We start from the raw sequence: 20032 nt of genomic DNA, 5'->3' as shown, positions 1-20032 counted from the left end.
GAAATATGTTTGCATTTAATACCATTGAAGAAGCACTTGAGGATCTTCGCCAGGGAAAGATCATACTGGTTGCCGACGATGAATACAGGGAAAATGAAGGGGATTTCATCTGCGCCGCCCAATTTACCACGACGGAACATGTGAATTTTATGGCAGTCCACGGAAAAGGGCTGATCTGCATGCCCATGAGCGCTGCGCTTTGTCAGAAGCTGCAGCTCCCTCAAATGGTTTCGGAAAGTACCGATAACCATGAAACCGCTTTTACGGTCTCCATTGACCACATCCGTACGACCACCGGAATTTCCGCTGAAGAACGGGCAATCACGGCCCGCGCCTGTGTGATGGAGGATGCAAAGCCGGAGGACTTTCGCCGTCCCGGCCATATGTTTCCCCTGACTGCCAAAGCAGGGGGAGTCTTAAAACGGAACGGCCATACGGAAGCAACCGTGGACCTGCTCCGTCTTTCCGGTCTGAAAGAATGCGGGTTATGCTGTGAAATCATGGGGGAAGACGGAACCATGATGCGCACCCCTGAACTGATCAAACTGGCAGAGACTCATGGACTGACCTTTATCACCATTAAAGAACTTCAAAATTACCGGAAAAAGCATGACAAACTGGTAGAGTGCGCCGCAGTAACAAAGATGCCCACCAAATATGGGGATTTTAAAGCCTACGGTTATGTGAACAAGCTAACCGGGGAGCATCACGTTGCATTGGTTCGCGGAGAGATCGGTGACGGAACCAATCTCCTGTGCCGCGTCCATTCCGAATGCCTGACCGGAGATGCCTTTGGTTCCCTCCGCTGCGACTGCGGCCAGCAATTTGCGGCAGCAATGACCCAGATCGAACAGGAGGGACGGGGCATCCTTCTTTATATGCGGCAGGAAGGAAGGGGCATCGGCCTCATCAATAAGCTCCGGGCCTATGAATTGCAGGATCAGGGCATGGATACACTGGAAGCAAATCTGGCTTTGGGCTTTGCCGGTGATATGCGGGAATATTACATAGGTGCTCAGATCCTGAGGGATCTGGGAGCAAAGACCCTGCGGCTTTTGACAAACAATCCGGATAAGGTATACCAGCTTTCTGATTACGGGATGGAAATCGTAGAACGGGTCCCTATCCAGATGAATGCTACCGCCCAAAATTTATTTTACTTGAAAACCAAGCAGGTCAAAATGGGACATTTATTCAATTATAAAAAGGAGATGTAAGCATGAATGTATTGGAAGGAAAATTAGTATCAAATAATATGAGAATCGGGATCGTTGCCGCCCGTTTTAATGAATTTATCACTTCAAAGCTCCTTTCCGGCACGCTGGACGGATTAAAGAGACATGAGGTCGCCGATGAAAACATTGACGTAGCCTGGGTTCCCGGAGCCTTTGAGATTCCTCTGATTGCATCAAAAATGGCAAAAAGCAAAAAATATGATGCTGTCATCTGCCTGGGTGCAGTCATCCGCGGCAGCACCAGCCACTATGATTACGTCTGCAATGAAGTCTCAAAGGGGATCGCACAGATAGCACTCACCCAGGATATCCCCGTTTTATTCGGTGTGCTGACAACGGAAAATATCGAGCAGGCCATAGAACGGGCCGGAACGAAAGCAGGGAACAAAGGCTTTGACTGCGCTGTCAGTGCCATTGAAATGGTAAATTTAATGCGCGCATTTTAACACTTCTGACCGCAAAATAAGCAAACAAAGCAACAGATATCATGTTTTGTTTTTAAAACAAGTGTTTTTTATTTGGTATTTTCTCCTTATATTTTGTATAATAAAAAGGACAGCGGCCAAGGCTTCTTTGATGTGTTAAAAGTTACAACAATAAGGAGAAAAAACATGAGTGATTACAATATTTCAAGGGTTTCCCCCGATGATAAAAGAACCAACAAACTGATTGATGAATTACTTTCAGGAGAAGGAATCCGCAGAGACAAGAACCTCGATTACACCTGCGCCATGTTTGACGAAGATTTTAACGTGGTCGCCACCGGAAGCTGCTACGGCAACACGCTGCGGTGTCTTGCGGTAAGCAGCGCACATCAGGGGGAAGGTCTGATGAACCAGATTATGACCCATTTGACAGAGGTACAGTTCAGCAGAGGCTATTTTCACCTTTTCCTGTACACAAAATCTTCTGCCTCCAGATTTTTCTCTGACCTGGGCTTTTATGAAATTGTGAGCATTGACAATAAAGTGGTGTTTATGGAAAATAAAAGAAGGGGATTTTACGACTATATAGACCGTCTGAGTGAGAATAAGAAAACCGGGAAAACAGTGGCCGCCATTGTTATGAACGGCAATCCCTTTACCTTGGGACACCTTTACCTTGTAGAAAAGGCGGCGAAAGAAAATGACGTGCTTCATCTGTTCATTGTCAGTGAGGACGTGAGTCTTGTTCCGTTTGAAGTAAGAAAACGGCTCATTATGGAAGGGACCGCTCATCTTCCCAATATCTGCTATCATGACAGCGGCCCTTACATCGTCAGCACCTCTACCTTCCCAAGTTATTTCCAAAAGGACGAGAAAGCTGTCATCGAAAGCCATGCGCTTTTGGATCTGGAGATTTTCGTTAAAATATCCAAAGCACTTGGAATCAACAAACGGTATGTGGGAGAAGAACCCAATAGTCAGGTAACAGCGATCTATAATCAAATTATGAAAGAACGGCTTCCGGAATCCGGCATCGACTGCATCATCATTCCGAGAAAAGAAACAGACGGAAGCGTCATCAGTGCGTCAACCGTGAGAAAGCTGATAAAAGACGGAGATTTTTCTCAATTAAGCAACTATCTTCCCCCGACTACCTTACGCTATTTTAAAAGCGAAGAAGCCGAACCTGTGATTCAGAAAATCAGGGAAGCTGACCAGGTAATCCATTATTAAGACCTTATTTTATAACCACAGAAAGAGGCGGCCATTCACTAAGAAATGACCGCCTCTTTCTGCATTAAAATGTTTTTGCAAACTCTCCTGCTTTTTCAATGGTCTCTGCGATGATTCCATCAACATCAATTCCCGTTACGTCAAGCTGTTCAGCCGCTATGGTTGTATAATCTGTAACTCCCATAAAGCCAAGAATGGTTTTTAAGTACCGGTCTCCCATTTCCATTTCTGCAGTGATACCGGAACTGTATGCACCGCCTCGTGTGGTGATATTGACAGCTTTTTTGCCCTTGCATAATCCTACAGGACCCTCAGCCGTATACTTGAAGGTAATGGAGGAAACGCAGATATAGTCAATGTATGCTTTTAAAATTGCCGGCATGCTTAAATTCCACAGTGGTTCTGCAAAAACATACTTATCTGCCTCTGCAAACTGATAGGCGTATTTTAAAACCGGATGCTCCCTGCCCTCTCCCGGGGACGGCATATGATAGGCAAGATCTTCTTCCTCCAGAAAGTGGATTCCAAGCTTATAAAGATCCAGAACAATTACTTCGTCCTCCGGATGAAGCTTTTGATAACGCTCAATAAATGCATCGGATATTTGAAAGGTTCTGGAAACGCCTTCTGGTTTTGCATTTGCTTTAATATAAAGAACTTTACTCATAGTGATAGTCTCCTTATTGTTATTTTTTTGACGATTCAATGCAGGTGTCATCTCTATTCCCTGTCATCGTTTGGATATTTTAATTATAACATTCCCAAAAAAATTAACAAGTAGGCACAATTAAGTGGTGTGGTTTCCAAAAGGGTACCTCAAGGAAATTCCTGGTTTCTTTTTGTTACCTTGGTACCCAAATGGTGCCTACTTTACGATGTGGGATATAAGTATTATAATAAGGGTAAATCGTATATATATTGACCGGTCCGGCCTTTTTATATGCAAAAAGGTTAGTCTTTTCTAACTAAAAGATCCTCATGGCTGGAATTATTTTAAAATTATAAGGAGGTATTTATCATGATTGCAACGATTGTCGTCGCAGCACTGATTGCTGCTTATGTGGGTTTCATTGTTGTACGTGGAATCCAAAAAAGGAAAAACGGAGAGTCCGGCTGCGGCTGTGGCTGCGGCTGTTCCGAATGTCCGGAAGACACCCGATAATAATAGATGCATTTCTGGATATGAAGTTGTTGCAGAAGGGGACGGAAAACCGTCCCCTTCTGTATTTTTTTCCATCAGCGAATACTCTGTACGATTTCCATCATCTGATCCTGGGAAATCCCATTGGTCAGTTTTATGGAGTAGGAATATCCTCTGACTTGCCAGACCGCCAGAACATACTGATCCTGATCTCCTTTGATGGTCACATTCATATCCTCTGAGGGAATATCCTTTACACTGGTGTATTGGTTATGATCTCCGCTTACATCCTTCTTACCGGCAGACATCCGGAAAGAAACAGCCTGGTCTTTGCCGGTGTAATCAATTTGAGCGGTCTTTTTCCTGTAGGATGAAAACCGGATTTTTTCCGCCTCAAACGGCAGCTTTTGCACCTGACGGACATTAAACCCCACCGCTCTCGATAATTCTTTCACAGAACGGTACTCAATGCTATGAGAAACCACCTGCTGGTAAAGCTCAGACAGGGAATCCCTTTTATTGAAGGCGAAAGAACCCCCTAAAACTAAGATGACAAAGCAGGCCCCAATCAACAGGCATTTCCCGAACGGAAAGGGAGTGGCCGGCTTTGGTTTTGTTTCATTTAAGTCCAGTTGATGAATGTGCTCCATGATCCTGTCCTGAATCTCCGGCGTTACTTTGATATGTTTCATAATCTGATTGTATCTATGCATCAAAGTCATACACCTCCTTTAGCTCCTCTTTCAGATTAAGTCTGACTCTAAGCAGCAGAGATCGGACAACGGTTTCTTTCTTTGATAAAAGCTCTGCGATCTGTGCGGCTGAATATCCCTCCTGATAAAAGAGATGGAGAATTTCTCTGTATTTTTCCGGCAATTCCTTGACCGTCTTCCACACAAAGACCAGATCCTCTTCTTCAGCTGCCTCCAGGTCTTCACTTAATTCATCGGTTTTTGGAGGTTCATCGTAGGAAATTCTCTTTTTGCTGTTATTGATGGCCACACGCATAAACCAGGCTTCCACCTGGCTGTCTGATTCAAATTGGGGAGCTGTTTTTATGTAATGGACAAGAGTTTCCTGCAAAACAGCTTCTGCATCGTCTGAATGATGCAGATAGGAATAGGCCAGGCGCAGAATGCTGTTTCCATACTTCTGAAGCATCTCCTGGGCATTTTTCTCCATCTGAGCTCTGCGGTCCGCCTCGCTGACGGCAGGCGCCGCAAGTAAACGCAAATACAATTTTTTTGCTGCCGCCAAAAACATACTTACTTTCTTTTGTGTTTCGTATACACCTGTCATTTTACCACCTCCAGGTATGGGGGAAGGCTCGTTTCATTGGCCTGCTCCCCGTTTTCTTCTTAAAGGAACTTACACTGATAGTATCGTTATACTGCCATTTTTGCAAGACCATTTTAAAAAATGATAAAAAAAGAACCTGACTGCTGCTCTGCAATCAAGTCTTTTTTCTTAAACCAGGTTTTCTCTTTAAATTTTCTTCCATGAGATAACAAGCAAATCTATTTCATTTTCCGATATCCTTTGCTGTCGCCATCACCCACATAAAGGAGATCATCAAACGCAGATACATTGAGCCGTCCGGAACCATTTAAATAGGCTTCTGACACAAGGCGTCCTTTGATTTTTGCCAGAATGTTTGTGATTCCCATATGATTTTCACTTTCAATCACATCCGTCATTCTGCATTCGATGGAAATAGGACACTCTTCGATGATGGGGGCACTGACAACCTTTGACGGTACCGGTGTCAGAGAAAGGCTGTCAAATTTTTTGCATTCTGCTCCTGTATTTTTTCCGCAGAAATTTACCGCTTCCACCTGACTGCTGTCCACAATATTTACTACAAAATCAGATACCTCCTTGATTCGGTTCAATGCATATCCTTTTGTACTGAAGCCTATGGCCATCATATCCCTTAACGAATACGTGGAAGATATGGTCGTTATATTGGGGGTTCCATCTGTATCATAGTAACTGACCAAAACGATTGGAAAGCCGTAATACAGCTTGTCATAATATACGTTTACCTTTTTCATGTTTACCTCCATTCAATGATAAAATGTTTGATTGCATCTGCAAGCCAGCACTTACCCTGTAATAGTATCAAAAAAAGCCCGCCAGAGACGTTGCGCACGCAACATCCCTGACGGGCTTATACGGATAAAGCAATTATGCATTCATGAATAATTTCATATCATCATCCACGCTGCCGATTCCTGCAATACCAAAGGTTTCAACAAGAACCTTGGCAACATTTGGAGATAAGAATCCTGGTAATGTAGGTCCTAAGTGAATGTTTTTCACGCCTAAGTGAAGAAGGGCAAGAAGCACGATTACTGCCTTCTGCTCATACCAGGCAATGTTGTAAGCGATCGGAAGCTCATTGACATCATCCAGTCCGAATACTTCTTTTAACTTTAATGCGATGAGTGCAAGAGAATAGGAATCATTACACTGTCCTGCATCAAGAACTCTCGGAATACCGCCGATATCACCAAGCTCCAGCTTGTTGTATCTGTACTTTGCACAGCCGGCAGTAAGGATCACCGTATCCTTTGGAAGTTTCTCTGCAAATTCTGTATAGTAAGATCTTGATTTCACTCTTCCATCGCATCCTGCCATGACAAAGAACTTCTTGATTGCGCCGGATTTTACTGCGTCTACCACTTTGTCTGCAAGTGCAAACACCTGATTGTGTGCGAAACCGCCCACGATGGTACCAGTCTCGATTTCCTCCGGGCTTGGGAGCTTCTTTGCAAGCTCAATGATCGCGGAAAAATCTTTCTTTCCGTTCTCATCTGCCTCAATATGAGTACATCCTGGGAAACCGGTAGCCCCTGTGGTGAAAATTCTTGCTGCAACTTCCGGAGACTTTGGAGGAACGATACAGTTTGTAGTAAACAGGATCGGTCCGTGGAAGGACTCGAATTCTGTCACCTGTTTCCACCATGCATTTCCGTAATTTCCTGCAAAATGATCGTATTTCTTGAATGCAGGATAATAGTGAGCAGGAAGCATTTCGCCGTGGGTGTAAACATCCACACCGGTTCCTGCTGTCTGCTCTAAAAGCTGCTCCATGTCAGTTAAGTCATGACCTGAGATAAGAATCGCCGGGTTCTTTCTTACACCGATATTAACGGTGGTGATCTCCGGATTTCCGTAACGGGTAGTATTGGCTTCGTCAAGAAGTGCCATAGCGGTTACGCCAACTTCGCCTGTCTTTAGAGTCAATGCAACCAGGTCATTTACTGATAACGTATCATCCAGTGTTGCTGCCAAGCCTTCATACATGAAGGCATAGATATCGTTGTTCTCTTTTCCGATGTTAAATGCATGCTCCACGTATGCAGCCATACCCTTAATACCATAGATGATCAGTTCTCTTAAGGAACGGATGTCTTCATTCTCAGTTGCAAGAACCCCTACATTTGCAGCCTTGGCAAGCATGGATTCTCTTGAATCTACGGTAAACAATGCAGCATCGCTGTTCCCATGATAACCTGCGTCTTTTGCAAGCTGGTCTCTTAATCCAAGTACCTTTACAATCTGTGCTTCAATTGCGTCCGCATCAAAGTTTGCATTTGTGATCGTGATAAAAAGGCTTTTTACCACCTCACGGTCAATCGCAAGGATATCGGAGGCTTTCGTGTTTGTTTTTACAACCACCTCAGAAATTCCTTTTACAGCGTAAATAAGCAGATCCTGAAGCTTTGCAACCTCCTCGGTCTTACCGCAGACTCCCATAACCGTACATCCTGTGTTTTTTGCTGTCTCCTGACACTGATAACAAAACATGCTCATATTCATTACCTCCTGTAGTAAATTATTATGCATAACACCCTTTATAAGAGGGGTGTTTGTACTCGTCAACAACTTTGTTGAGATTTGTTGAATCAAGGAACATCTGCTCGTTTTCTGTTCTGTCCTCGATCCTTGTACAGGATAACATCATCACAGAGATATGTCCGTTGTTATTACAACATAGTGAAATCTTTTTGATATTTTTTATTCAGAAACAATCCCGAAGCATGGAACAAAGTACCTGACTATGGGATTTTCTCTTCTTTGTTTCCGTTCCAATCAAACAGATCCTTGAATACGTGCCATACTGAGACTTAAAATAAGAAATGACGTTTCTCTCCTTCATTAAAGCTTCGTACCCCTTTTTATACTGCTCCCAAGTGATCCATTGCTTGAGATAAGGGTCCAGCAGACCGCTGTCCGGAGCAAACTTCCGGTCGTGGACATAGTCGGCATGGACAATGGTCCTGACCAGATACTCCAAGTCTCTTTTCTTTGTAAATCCACACAACTGGGAGTCATTCTTCTGCCTGATATCCAACACCAGATCCACCTGGTATTGTTTTAATGTTTCAAAAAAATTTTCAGCGCTTGTTTCATAGGCACTGAGTGCATAGATCTCTTTCATTTGCAATCCCTCCTTTGCCGCTTGCTTTGAATCTGCTTTTCCTTCACTTCTTATTACTATAAAATAATCCGCTCAAAGAATATCTGTTTTTCCGGTATAAGTCCCTCATGCAGAACGTCCGCGGTACCCGCATACTGGAATCCCAGCTTTTTATATAAGCGGGCCGCCGGTTCATTCTCAGCGTGAGTATCCAGCCTCATCACTTTACAGCCCAGTTCCTTTGCCTGATTTAAGGCATAACCAACCATCTTTATTCCCATGCCTTTTCCCGCCTTTGAAGGCGGGATGCAAAGCGTATGCAGGACAAGCACCTCAGCCGGATCAGCCGGATATCTCCAAGGAATTTTAGCATATTCTTCGGACTGCAAATGATTTAAAACCATGCTGGCACAGATCTCTCCATTCTCTTCCAGCACATATAACGTCCCCTCTTCATAGCTTTTTTGAGCATTTTCTTTTGTAGGATACACATCAAGGACCCAATTGGAATGACTTCCATGTTCCTTCTCATAAAGCAGCAGCTCCCGGTAAGTATGGGCCACTGCCTGAATGTCTTCTTTGCCTGCCTTTTTTATCATGATTGCCTCCTGATTTTTCTTTTTATAAGTAAAGTACTTATTATTAATAAAACTTTATTTCAATCAGCCATCTAACGATGTAGTTGGGAGAATTTATTTTTTCTATTATAAGGCACTGGCTTATAATTATCAAAGAGTTTCTATGGTTTGAATAACTTTTCTGATATCTGAAATAATAATACAAAAATAAAAAAGCGAGGGATTCCAATGGAAAACAAAGCAAAAGGACTTACTGCAGGCCGTTTGACAATGATGGCTCTTGGAACCGTCATCGGCGGTTCCTTTTTTATAGGTTCAACGGTTGCCATTCAGGCGGCAGGACCAGCAATTATTTTTTCTTATCTGATTTGTGCTGTTATGGTCTACTTCATCCTTTTTGCACTTTCGGAAATGACAGTATCTCATCCGGATTCTTCTTCCTTTAGAACCTTTGCATCGGAGTATATCAACAAAGGAACTGGCTTTGTGGTGGGCTGGGTCTATTGGACCGGAATGGTCATTTCCATGTCCAGTGAGGCTACCGCAGTATCCTTATTGTTCCGAACCTGGTTTCCGGCCGTTTCAATCCCTTTTCTTGGCACCCTTCTCATTGCCGGTGTCACCTTATTAAACCTTTTGGGAGCCAAACAGCTGAGCCGTTTGGAAAGCGTTCTGGCCGCAGTCAAGATTCTGGCCATTATAGGATTTATCCTTTTAGGGTGTCTGATCATCTTCGGTGTCCTGCCCGGCTCTACCCCACTGGGGATCAGCACCCTTCGTTCAGAACCATTTCTCCCCGGCGGAATAAAAAGCCTGGCCGGAAGCATGCTGATCGTTTTGTTCTCCTTTGCAGGCTTTGAAATCATCGGACTGGCTGCCAGCGAAACAGAAAACAAGCAAAAAAATGTGCCCCGTGCCATCCACCTAACGGTGTTTTGGCTCGTGACACTTTATATTCTGTGTGTTTTAGTCCTTTTGCTGCTGGTTCCCACCGGGTCCTTAAATGAAGACGTCAGCCCTATGGTTACGGCCCTCTACCGCTATCAAATGACCTGGGCAGGTACTGCCATGACGGTCATACTCATTACCGCAATCATATCGACCATGTTAGCCGCCATGTTTGGAATCGGAAGAATGCTCCGCTCTCTTGTGGAAGACGGGCTTGGGCCTGCATTTTTAAGAGACAAAACAGATGTTCCTTACAGGGGAATCCTCTTTTCGGGCTTCTCCATGATCCTGTTTTTATACGTGGGGCTATTGTTCCCTGAGGTCTATGTGTTTTTGATCAGCTCCGGAGGATTTGCACTGCTTTTCACCTATATCGTACTCATGGTTACCCATATCCGCTTTCGGAAAAAGAACGGGAAACCGGAAGGAAACTGCCGGCTGTGCGGATTTCCGTATAGTTCTCTGTTTGCAATGGCAGGACTGATCATCGCCATGTTCAGCATGCCGTTTTTAAAAAGTCAGACCCTGGGATTTTTTGCAGGAATTGCTCTTGTGGCTTTTTTCACGGTCTGTTATGCATTTGTTCATGAAGCAGACAAACACAAACTGCATCGGCAAAATCAATATCCGGCAGGAACCTCGGAGCATCGCCGTATCTTAACTGAATTTTCAGAGGAAATCTATGATCCGGACAGGAAAAAGAAATAAGTCTTTTTTATTTCATTTCCACCAGCTGAACCTCATAACCATCAGGATCATGGATAAAAATAAATCTGGTAGACGGATTCGGTGAAATCGGCCCTCTAAGAACCGGAATTCCCAGTTTGTCCAAATATTCCATCGTCTCTTCCAAGGAATTAACCGAAATACCTACAGAAATGCCGGATTGCTTCTGACCGCTTTGAGCGTTCCCGTCACAGAGCAGTTCTACTTTCGGCTGTCCTTCTTTTCCAAGCATGGCCATCTCTACACCGCCTCCGCTGTGTCTGCTGCTGACCGGAAGCTTCAGCACTTCATGATAGAAAGCAAGGGATTCTTCAAAATTTCCTACATGCAGTGTTACCCAACAAAAATTCATATTTTTTCTCCTTTTATTACACTTTTTTAATTGCATTGATTATACAAGTATAGCAGAACGGATCAATTAATGTCATACCTATTTTTAAAAAATTTCAAACTTATTGATACATCCCATCTTATATTGTAACACTTTTTCCGTTTTAAAATATATTAGTCTCAGGAAACTTTTTTAGCCTCCGCTAATTCTCTCTAATGATAAAGATACTCGTTTCTTTACCGGGATGCATCTTGCACTTTTCTGATTTTAGGTATATAATATAATTAATTTAGGTATACCTAAAACAGGAGGCAGTCCTATGACACCAAACAAAGAAGATTATTTAAAAGAACTATATAAGCTGGGAGGCTCCGAACACCTGGTAAGCAACAAGGAGCTATCGCAGAAATTAAAAATAGCGCCGGCTTCAGTATCTGAAATGCTGACAAAGTTAAGTCAGGAATCATTGCTGATTACGGAGCCTTATAAAGGAGCAAAGTTGACAAAAGAAGGAATCGGGATCGCAATCTCCCTTTTGCGGGGCCACCGCCTGTGGGAAGTGTTTCTTATACGGCACCTGGGTTATTCCTGGAGTGAAGCACATGAAGATGCGGAATTATTGGAGCACGTATCTCCTGTCCGGCTGACGGGCCGGCTGGAACGCTTTTTGAATTATCCTGCATACTGCCCTCACGGCAATGCGATTCCCGATCAGAACGGACAGATAAAAGAAGGAGAATTAGTTCTTCTCTCCACCCTGGCTGCCGGAACAACAGCCATTATAAAAAAGGTACAGGAAGAAAAAGAACTTCTTGATTACTTACAGACTCAGGGAATTGAAATCGGAAGCCAGATCACCGTCCTTGCCGTTGATGACTACGAGGGACCTTTTACCCTGGTACTTGGAGACAAAACAATACAGATCAGCCATAAAGCTGCCTGCCAGATTTATGTATCTACAAATGAATGAAATTTATAACGATTGAAATGATGGAGGATTAACATGATAAAAAAATTAATCATGATGTTAAGCATCAGCCTTATCGCATCCTTATTTTTGACCGCATGTCAAAAAGCTGACCAGAAAAACGAAAGTGATACGTTAAATATCGTAGCTACCACCACCATGCTTGCCGACCTGACAAAAGTCATTGGCGGGGAACATGTGAATGTAGACGGACTTATGGGACCGGGTATTGATCCCCATTTATATCAGGCAAGTGCCGGAGACGTTACTTTGATGCAGAATGCCGATGTGGTCGTCTATAACGGTCTGCATCTGGAAGGGAAAATGGGTGAGATCTTTGAGTCACTGACTGACCGGGGAAGCAAGGTCATCTGCATTGAAGACGGTCTTCCAAAAGATCAATTGCTATCCTGGGCGGATGACAGCTCTGTTCACGACCCTCATATCTGGTTTGATGTTTCCCTTTGGAAATCTGCCGCTAAAACTGTGGCAGACCAGTTATCCGAAGCAGATCCTGATCATTCCCCATATTACAAGAAAAACTTAGAAGCCTATATGTCAGAACTGGAGTCACTGGATACATATATTAAAGAACGGGTAAAGGAAATCCCGGAAGAACAGCGGGTTCTGATTACAGCACACGATGCATTTCAATACTTTGGCAAGGCTTACGGCCTTGAGGTGAGAGGATTGCAGGGAATCAGTACCGATGCGGAAGCCGGTACTGCTGACGTGAGCAGCCTGGCTGATTTTATCACCCAACGGAAAATTAAAGCCATCTTTGTAGAATCCTCGGTGCCCCCGAAAACCATAGAGGCCCTTCAGGCTGCCGTAAAATCGAAAGGATTTGATGTAACCATCGGCGGAGAACTTTACTCCGACTCTCTTGGGGGCGTGGATTCCGGAGCGGAAACCTATCTTCTGACTGTAAAAGCCAACGTTGACACCATTGTAGAAGCATTAAAATGACAGATTGGGAAAAGGAGGACCCCCTATGAAAGTGAATCCATCGGATTATGCAGTCCATATAGAAGATTTAACCGTTGCATATGATTCCAAACCGGTCTTATGGGATATTGACCTTGATATTCCACAGGGCAAGCTGATGGCTGTGGTCGGTCCCAATGGGGCTGGGAAAACCACTCTCTTAAAAGCCATGCTGGGACTTTTGGTCCCGGTAACCGGTACGGTCCATTTCTTCCAGGAGAAAGAAAACAATCTTCGTAAATTAAAAAATCAGGTAGCCTACGTTCCCCAAAGCGGAAGCGTTGACTGGGATTTCCCGGCAACGGTAAAGGACATCGTTCTTATGGGCTGTTACGGAAGGCTTGGTTTTATCCGGCGGCCCGGTAAAAAAGACAGGGAAATGGCAATGGAATGCTTAAAAAAGGTGAGCATGGAGCCGTTTGCAGACCGCCAGATCAGCCAGCTTTCCGGCGGTCAGCAGCAGAGGGTATTTTTAGCCAGAGCTTTGATGCAGACGGCAGATATTTACTTCATGGATGAACCCTTTAAGGGTGTAGACATACAGACAGAAAAAGCAATTGTTCAGCTCTTAAAAGAGTTAAGAGAGTCCGGTAAAACGGTGGTTGTGGTACACCATGACTTACAGACAGTTGAGGAATACTTTGACTGGGTCACACTCATTAACATCAAAGTAATCGCAAGCGGCCCTGTAGAAGAGGTATTTCATGAGAGCAATTTAAAAAAGGCATACCGCAGCTCCGTAAATTTATTGCAGGGGGCCATGTAAGGAGGTGACACTATGGAACAGGTATTTTCCCTTTTTAAAGACTACACGTTCCAGACCGTGGCACTGGGCTCTGCCATTCTTGGATTATTAAGCGGCGTTTTAGGAAGCTTTGCTGTGCTTCGCAAGCAAAGCCTTCTGGGGGACGGTGTCTCCCATGCCGCCTTACCCGGTGTCATACTGGCATTCGTTCTGACCGGCTCCAAGAATACAGAAGTCCTGTTGCTTGGAGCACTGATCTCAGGCTTAATTGCCACTTTATTCATCATCAGCATTGTAAAACATACCCGTATTAAATTTGACAGCGCTCTCGCCCTTGTCATGTCTGTATTTTTCGGATTTGGTCTGGTACTGCTGACCTTTGTCCAAAAAATACCCAATTCCAATCAGGCCGGATTAAAACGCTTTATCTTTGGGCAGGCATCAACCCTCCTTAAAAGAGATGTTATCTTTATGATGCTGTGCGGAGTGATCCTGCTCTTCCTGGTACTTTTATTCTGGAAGGAATTCAAGCTTTTTATCTTTGATATGGAATATGCCAGAAGCCTTGGATTTCCGGCTAACAGAATCAATCTTTTACTTTCCTTTATGATCGTTATGGCCATTATTATCGGCTTACAGACGGTGGGAGTAATCTTAATGAGTGCCATGCTGATCGCACCGGCGGTTGCTGCCAGACAATGGACCGACCGCCTGTGGATCATGGTGATGCTGTCCGCTGTCTTTGGGGCGGTATCCGGTATCCTTGGGACCATTGCCAGCTCCCTGACAGCTAAACTTCCTACGGGTCCTGCAATTGTAGTCTTTATCAGCTCCATTGTTATATTCAGCATTTTGTTTGCACCGGGAAGAGGAATTATACAAAAAATACTTAATCGAAAAAACTTAAAACAATTAATAAAAAACAAAGGAGGGAATGAGGATGTCACCACAATTTGAAATTCAGCTGATTGCCGTTATTGTTGCGGTTGCCTGCTCGCTGCCGGGGGTGTTTCTGGTTCTGAGGAAGATGTCAATGATGTCTGACTCCATTACTCATACCATTCTTCTTGGAATTGTCCTTGCCTTTTTCGTGACCCATGACTTATCTTCCCCTCTCCTGATTGCAGGAGCTGCTTTGATAGGCCTTGCAACGGTTTGGCTGACGGAAACGCTGAACCGGACCAAACTGCTTTCTGAGGATGCTTCCATTGGAATTGTATTTCCGCTGCTATTCTCCATCGCTATTATCCTGATTACCAAATACGCAGGTTCCGTCCATTTGGATACAGATTCCGTTCTTCTAGGGGAGCTTGCCTTTGCGCCGTTTAACCGGCTGGTCCTGTTTGGCTATGATATTGGTGCCAAAGCAATCTACAGTACCCTGGCACTGTTAATTATTAATCTCATTTTTATTATTGTATTTTTTAAAGAATTAAAGGTGGTCACCTTTGACCCTGTGCTGTCGGCTGTTCTTGGAATCTCTCCTTCCCTGATTCACTATGGGCTGATGATGCTGGTTTCCATGACAACCGTAGGCGCATTTGAAGCGGTTGGTTCTGTACTGGTCGTGGCGTTTATGATCGGGCCTCCGGCTACCGCTTATCTGCTGACCGATGACCTGAAGCACATGCTGATCCTCAGTGCGGGAATCGGAGCCTTCAACGGTATCGCAGGCTTTTATCTGGCGTCCTGGTTCGATGTTTCCATCTCCGGCAGTATGGCAGTCATGACCGGATTGGTATTCTTTGTTGTATTTATCACAGCTCCTAAAAGAGGCTTTATAAGTTCCATCAGAAGGCATCAGAGGCAAAAACTGGATTTCAGCAGGAAAACGCTCTTATTTCATTTATACCAGCACGAAGGAAGCGAGGAAGAAACCCAGGAAGCTGGTCTTCATACGCTTTCCGCACATTTCCACTGGGAAAAAGCGTTTACCGATAAAATTGTCAATGCTTTATTAAAGGATGGAAATGTGGTGATTGAAAAAGATACGATCAAACTGACTGCAAAAGGGAGAGAGGTAAGCGATTTAGAATATAAAGCTATATTTTCCGAATAGAATCATAAAATAGGAGTGTTAGCTGTCTCTTTTTTTAGGAGGAAATTATATGGCAGGGGTAAAGTCAAGATCATTCAAATTCAGGATATTGAATCGTTTAATTTTATGCTTATACTTTATCGGTATCGCTTGTTATCTGTTGATGTTTTCTAAAGATTCTGCCACTGCTGCCGGTGAAGAAGCCTCACTTACCCAAAATGAATTCGGCGACGTGCTGCCAGGATTGAATGAGACTTTAAAAACCATCACGGTTTCCAATGATGATTTTGGCTTCTGGGTCTTTGAAATAAGCAATAACCCACAAAAATATGTGGGTTACAAAATACGATTGACCGGATTTGTCTCCACCGGCCCTGCCCTATGTCACGAGGAGGAATTCATGGCTTCCCGTATGCTTATGACCTGCTGCGCAGCCGATGTTACTCCACTGGGACTGATCTGCAAATATGATAGGACCGCTCAGCTTAAGGCCGGTTCATGGGTGACCGTGGAAGGAATTCTTTTTTCCTCAGAACAGGAATTTAACCGCCAATCCTATGAAAATCCAGAAATAGAGGTGACAAAGCTCATACCTGCAAATGAGGTGAGCGGATACGTATATGCTTATTGATGCCTTGGTCTGATCCCACACTGCACCTAAATTTCTATATCACCAGACGAAATCCAGACCTCCACCCTTTTTTTCTAATTAATTTTCCCTCACCTTAATATCCAGGATGTCCAGGAAAAACATAAACAGCGGAATGCCGAAAAGCAAGCCCCATACCCCGATATAATGTTCACTCACAAGTAGAATGAGAAACACAAGGAACACGGGAATCTTTGTTTTCGCGGACATCAGCTTGGGATTCAGCACATAAGTTTCCAGGGAATGAAGTACCACAATCATCACAATCACTTCAATGATCTTAATGGCACCGCCGATATTAAATGCAATGATGGCAAGAGGGATCAGGGAAATGATCACCCCGGCAACCGGAATCAATCCGAGAATGAAAATCATGGCCCCAAGACCCAGGGTCTGGGGAAATCCCATTACCGTAAGGGCCACTACGGATAGAAAGGAGTTAATGAATGCAATTAAAATCTGCAATTCAATCACTTTCCCAAATGAGTTTAAAAACTTCTTTCCATAGAAGGTGAAATACTCATAGAAGAAAGAGACTTTACTCTGTTCCATATGCTTAAAAAAAGCAATAATCTCCTCCTTTTCCAGTAAAAAGAGAAAGCTGATTAAAAAAGACAGCAGCAAATTGATGCTGAATGTTCCCGCCGTTGCAACAAAACCAAGAAGATGGCTCTCTGCCATCCGGATATAGGAATCAATCTCCTCCTTTGGTATGGCATTGATAAGACCGATATTCACTTTTGACTGAACCTGATTCAAATCAAAGGTTGAGAGCAGACCGATGATATCAAGAAGCTGCTGGGTCACCATTGGGATATACACGATTCCTAAAACCGTAAAAAACAAAAGAATCACCATATACATCAAAATCGTAACCAGCTTCCGGCTGACTTTAATATGGGCATTCACTTTATCATAAATGAACTTCTGCAGCTGTCCAAAGATAAATGTTACGATAAAAATAAGCAAAAGCTGATTGAGCATCCCCCGAAAGAAATACATAAATAAAACCAGCAATAGAATACTGACTAACTTTTTAACTATAGTATTATTCATTAAATCATCAAACCTGTCCATCCATTATGCCTCTCGTTCTTAAAAAGAAATTTTTCTGACTATTAACAAAATTATAGTCGAAATATTGACTTTTGGAAATACCTTGAATAAAATATGTTCCATTTTATGTCATGAAGAAGTTTTTATAATTCCATGGGTCAGCAGAAAATCGGTCCAGAGATGGTAATACGCCGCTTTTAAATGAACATTGTCAAACGTATCCTCCGCCGGTATCCCACCTGTCTCATCAGCAATGGCCTGATTCACATCAATATAAAAGACGCTGGTATTGTCCGCCAGCGTTTCTATGGCAGCATTTCTTTCATTTATGTTTTGATTGTTGAAGATTGGGTCCGTATCCGATTTCTTTTTGGAGACTTTCATGATCCCTTCGATAAATATCAACGCATCCGGCTGAAGCTCCCTGATTCTTCCAATTACCTGACGGTACCTTTCTGCAAATTTCCCGGTCGTTCCTCTTCCCAATTCGTTGATCCCCAGCATAATATAAATCTTACCAAATTTCTGTTTTTCCAACGCTTTATCTATTGTAAGTTTTTCCCCGTTCACTTCTGCGATCTTTTTGTCAAAAACATCATAGATTGTAAGGCCCACATCTGCATAGTAAACCGGATTCTTCCAGCCGGAATACTGGGATAAACCAACCGTTCTGGAATCTCCGATGAATAAAGCATCATCAAAATAGCTTTGATCCACGGTTGTAAAGAGTGGAGAACCTTCAGGGACCGCTGCTTCTGTACTGGCTGCCGATTCCGTACTGGCTGTGGATTCTGTGCCGGCGGTTGTCTCCTCCCCTGCAGATGCGGAGGATTCCGGGACATTGGCATCTGCCTGTTTGGAACCAAACGCCAGGATATCCCAGGGGTACTTTCCCTGTTCCATTCCTTCAAAAACCGCTGCCAGCTGGGGAGATTTTATCAGATCCACAGAATTTTCGGCGTAAACATTATTTTTGCCAAGATATCCAACCAATGACAAGGCCACGGTGCTGGCAGATAACAGAACCAGCAGACGGCATCTTTTAAAGTCTCCCATATTTTTCATCGTTATCCTTTCGTCCTATGTAATACTAAAATTTAAAATATAAAAACGGATTATTCGCCCCATTGGAAAGCAGGTAAACACAATACCAGAATATCACAAGAAGAAACACCGTACAGATCAGATGATTCTGATATTTGCTGAATATCTTTTTCCCATAGGGAAGACAAAGAAATCCCCCGGCCAGAAACAGCCATTTATACTGTAGGAGGTATTTCGTAAAATCTCCGGGATTGACATTCACTCCCTGATAAAGGCCAAACATTCTGCCAAGATAGATGCCCAGCTGTTTTAGATGATTGATGGCAAAAATCATCCACGTAATGGGTATCACAAAAAGCATATAGCATCTGGATAAAATCCTTGATTTGTCCAATACCGGCTTAAAAAATAGCTTTTCAAGGAAAATAAGCAAAAACAGCACCAGTCCCCATAACACGTAATTCCAGCTGGCTCCGTGCCATAATCCCGTAAGGAGCCATACCACGAAAAGATTCCCTGCCAGTCTTACATTGCCGCGGCGGTTTCCTCCCAGGGGGATATAGACGTAATTTCTAAACCACATTCCAAGTGTCTTGTGCCATCTGCGCCAGAATTCTGTTACAGATTTCGCTATGTAAGGGTGACTGAAGTTGGAAGGCAGGTAAAAGCCCAGCATTCTCCCGATTCCGATTGCCATAAGGGAATAGCCCTGAAAATCCAGATAAAGCTGTATGCTGTATCCCACCGATCCCAGCCAGGCAAGGGGCGTGGAAATGCTTTCAAAACCGATGGTCTGTATATCGTTCCACAAAAGACCCAGCCGGTCAGCAACCAGAACCTTCATCCCAAGTCCCAGAATAAAAAATCTCAAGCCCATTTCCAGCTTGAACAAACTGTATTTTCTGACAGACAGTTCTTTTGCCAGTTCCCCAAAGGAAGTAATGGGACCGGATATTATTTTGGGGAACATGGCCACATAGGTGGCAAAGCCGGATAAGGTAAGTTCTTCTCCAATGTCCCCCCGGTACACATCCACAACGCAGGAAATGATCTGAAACGTATAAAAGCTGATTCCCAGCGGCAATTCCAGGTGGAAAGAAGCAATGCTGATACCGGAATGAAACAGTTTTAAGAAAAGATTCACATTCTCTATGAGAAAATCAATGTATTTAAAGAAAAACAACGTCCCTATATTAAAAATCAACGCTCCCGTGAGCCATGCCCTTGCACGCTCCCGGTGCTGCAGCATCTGCCTGACTGCCAAGTAATTAATTCCAATGGACGCGAGAAGCAAAGGAAGATACCGAAAATCTCCCAGGGCATAGAAACAAAGACTTCCTATAAAAAGGATCTTATTTCTATGTTTGTCAGGCATTGCATAATAAATCACCAGAAATATCGGAAAAAAGCGGAATATAAATTCTAAACTGCTGAAAACCACCGGGTTGTCCTCCCTCTCGCTGCTATACTGTGGTTCAATGATATTTCCTGGAAACACATACC

The 20032-nt window shown here is 43.6% G+C and carries 22 protein-coding genes; 11 read left to right on the top strand and 11 right to left on the bottom strand.

The features are described 5' to 3' along the window. Nucleotides 1-5 precede the first annotated feature (5 nt). The 3 genes from VIG27_RS06430 (at nt 6) to citC (ending at nt 2893) form a co-directional block, all read left to right on the top strand. Complete coding sequence (locus VIG27_RS06430) at nt 6-1217, top strand: bifunctional 3,4-dihydroxy-2-butanone-4-phosphate synthase/GTP cyclohydrolase II (RefSeq protein ID WP_394526250.1); 1212 nt, start codon at nt 6-8, stop codon at nt 1215-1217. Between the two features lie 2 nt (nt 1218-1219). Continuing rightward, nucleotides 1220-1681, top strand: coding sequence for a 6,7-dimethyl-8-ribityllumazine synthase (gene ribE / locus VIG27_RS06425; protein WP_394526246.1), 462 nt, complete (start codon nt 1220-1222; stop codon nt 1679-1681). A gap of 165 nt (nt 1682-1846) precedes the next feature. Then, entirely contained in the window at nt 1847-2893 is a 1047-nt protein-coding gene (citC, locus tag VIG27_RS06420) for a [citrate (pro-3S)-lyase] ligase (protein WP_394526243.1), read from the top strand. Nucleotides 2894-2957: 64 nt separating this feature from the next. On the opposite strand, the gene VIG27_RS06415 is transcribed toward citC, so the two are convergent. Then, nucleotides 2958-3560 carry an FMN-dependent NADH-azoreductase gene (locus VIG27_RS06415; RefSeq protein ID WP_394526241.1) on the bottom strand — a complete coding sequence of 201 codons (603 nt, stop codon included), beginning with the start codon at nt 3558-3560 and terminating at the stop codon, nt 2958-2960. A 351-nt stretch (nt 3561-3911) separates the two neighbouring features. Between VIG27_RS06415 and VIG27_RS06410 the strand changes: the two genes are divergently transcribed. Further along, the gene (locus VIG27_RS06410) at nt 3912-4055 is read left to right on the top strand and encodes a FeoB-associated Cys-rich membrane protein (protein ID WP_394526239.1); all 144 of its coding nucleotides are present in this window, start codon (nt 3912-3914) and stop codon (nt 4053-4055) included. Between the two features lie 74 nt (nt 4056-4129). On the opposite strand, the gene VIG27_RS06405 is transcribed toward VIG27_RS06410, so the two are convergent. The 6 genes from VIG27_RS06405 to VIG27_RS06380 all read right to left on the bottom strand — a co-directional run bounded on the left by VIG27_RS06405 (nt 4130) and on the right by VIG27_RS06380 (nt 9059). Then, complete coding sequence (locus tag VIG27_RS06405; protein ID WP_394527442.1) at nt 4130-4747, bottom strand: DUF4367 domain-containing protein; 618 nt, start codon at nt 4745-4747, stop codon at nt 4130-4132. Next, on the bottom strand, nt 4740-5333 hold the full coding sequence (locus tag VIG27_RS06400; protein WP_394526236.1) for an RNA polymerase sigma factor: 594 nt from the start codon (nt 5331-5333) through the stop codon (nt 4740-4742). Before VIG27_RS06400 ends, VIG27_RS06405 begins: the two co-directional genes overlap by 8 nt. A 218-nt stretch (nt 5334-5551) precedes the next feature. After that, nucleotides 5552-6088, bottom strand: a complete 537-nt coding sequence (locus VIG27_RS06395) for a flavin reductase family protein (protein WP_394526234.1) — start codon at nt 6086-6088, stop codon at nt 5552-5554. 133 nt (nt 6089-6221) lie between these two features. Next, the gene (hcp, locus tag VIG27_RS06390) at nt 6222-7859 is read right to left on the bottom strand and encodes a hydroxylamine reductase (RefSeq protein ID WP_394526232.1); all 1638 of its coding nucleotides are present in this window, start codon (nt 7857-7859) and stop codon (nt 6222-6224) included. Nucleotides 7860-8061: 202 nt separating this feature from the next. Beyond that, the gene (locus VIG27_RS06385) at nt 8062-8481 is read right to left on the bottom strand and encodes a DUF488 family protein (RefSeq protein WP_394526230.1); all 420 of its coding nucleotides are present in this window, start codon (nt 8479-8481) and stop codon (nt 8062-8064) included. Nucleotides 8482-8537: 56 nt separating this feature from the next. Further along, entirely contained in the window at nt 8538-9059 is a 522-nt protein-coding gene (locus VIG27_RS06380) for a GNAT family N-acetyltransferase (protein ID WP_394526228.1), read from the bottom strand. Nucleotides 9060-9266: 207 nt separating this feature from the next. Between VIG27_RS06380 and VIG27_RS06375 the strand changes: the two genes are divergently transcribed. Beyond that, entirely contained in the window at nt 9267-10694 is a 1428-nt protein-coding gene (locus tag VIG27_RS06375) for an amino acid permease (RefSeq protein WP_394526225.1), read from the top strand. A 7-nt stretch (nt 10695-10701) separates the two neighbouring features. Here the strand turns inward: VIG27_RS06375 and VIG27_RS06370 are convergent, their stop codons facing one another. Then, nucleotides 10702-11064, bottom strand: a complete 363-nt coding sequence (locus VIG27_RS06370) for a VOC family protein (protein ID WP_394526223.1) — start codon at nt 11062-11064, stop codon at nt 10702-10704. Nucleotides 11065-11362: 298 nt separating this feature from the next. Between VIG27_RS06370 and VIG27_RS06365 the strand changes: the two genes are divergently transcribed. The 6 genes from VIG27_RS06365 to VIG27_RS06340 are packed head-to-tail and all read left to right on the top strand — an operon-like array spanning nt 11363 to nt 16411. Further along, nucleotides 11363-12013 (top strand): metal-dependent transcriptional regulator, encoded by a 651-nt coding sequence (locus VIG27_RS06365; RefSeq protein ID WP_394526221.1) that lies wholly within the window; start codon nt 11363-11365, stop codon nt 12011-12013. 33 nt (nt 12014-12046) lie between these two features. Beyond that, entirely contained in the window at nt 12047-12979 is a 933-nt protein-coding gene (locus VIG27_RS06360; RefSeq protein ID WP_394526219.1) for a metal ABC transporter solute-binding protein, Zn/Mn family, read from the top strand. A gap of 25 nt (nt 12980-13004) precedes the next feature. After that, the gene (locus tag VIG27_RS06355) at nt 13005-13763 is read left to right on the top strand and encodes a metal ABC transporter ATP-binding protein (RefSeq protein ID WP_394526217.1); all 759 of its coding nucleotides are present in this window, start codon (nt 13005-13007) and stop codon (nt 13761-13763) included. A gap of 12 nt (nt 13764-13775) precedes the next feature. Further along, a complete protein-coding gene (locus VIG27_RS06350; protein WP_394526214.1) occupies nt 13776-14699 on the top strand; it encodes a metal ABC transporter permease in 924 nt (307 codons plus the stop codon). After that, nucleotides 14683-15801, top strand: a complete 1119-nt coding sequence (locus tag VIG27_RS06345; RefSeq protein ID WP_394526211.1) for a metal ABC transporter permease — start codon at nt 14683-14685, stop codon at nt 15799-15801. Before VIG27_RS06350 ends, VIG27_RS06345 begins: the two co-directional genes overlap by 17 nt. Before the next feature lie 49 nt (nt 15802-15850). Continuing rightward, nucleotides 15851-16411, top strand: a complete 561-nt coding sequence (locus VIG27_RS06340; protein ID WP_394526209.1) for a TIGR03943 family putative permease subunit — start codon at nt 15851-15853, stop codon at nt 16409-16411. A 78-nt stretch (nt 16412-16489) separates the two neighbouring features. On the opposite strand, the gene VIG27_RS06335 is transcribed toward VIG27_RS06340, so the two are convergent. The 3 genes from VIG27_RS06335 to VIG27_RS06325 all read right to left on the bottom strand — a co-directional run bounded on the left by VIG27_RS06335 (nt 16490) and on the right by VIG27_RS06325 (nt 19970). Beyond that, entirely contained in the window at nt 16490-17506 is a 1017-nt protein-coding gene (locus VIG27_RS06335) for an AI-2E family transporter (protein ID WP_394526206.1), read from the bottom strand. 108 nt (nt 17507-17614) lie between these two features. Continuing rightward, the gene (locus VIG27_RS06330; protein ID WP_394526203.1) at nt 17615-18550 is read right to left on the bottom strand and encodes a GDSL-type esterase/lipase family protein; all 936 of its coding nucleotides are present in this window, start codon (nt 18548-18550) and stop codon (nt 17615-17617) included. Nucleotides 18551-18575: 25 nt separating this feature from the next. Further along, nucleotides 18576-19970 carry an MBOAT family O-acyltransferase gene (locus VIG27_RS06325; protein WP_394526201.1) on the bottom strand — a complete coding sequence of 465 codons (1395 nt, stop codon included), beginning with the start codon at nt 19968-19970 and terminating at the stop codon, nt 18576-18578. Nucleotides 19971-20032: the final 62 nt, after the last annotated feature.

It is taken from the genome of Lacrimispora sinapis, assembly GCF_043633585.1.
Lineage (GTDB): Bacteria > Bacillota > Clostridia > Lachnospirales > Lachnospiraceae > Lacrimispora > Lacrimispora sinapis.
The sequence above is the reverse complement of the archived record's forward strand: the minus strand, read 5'-3'. Positions and strand labels throughout refer to the sequence as shown.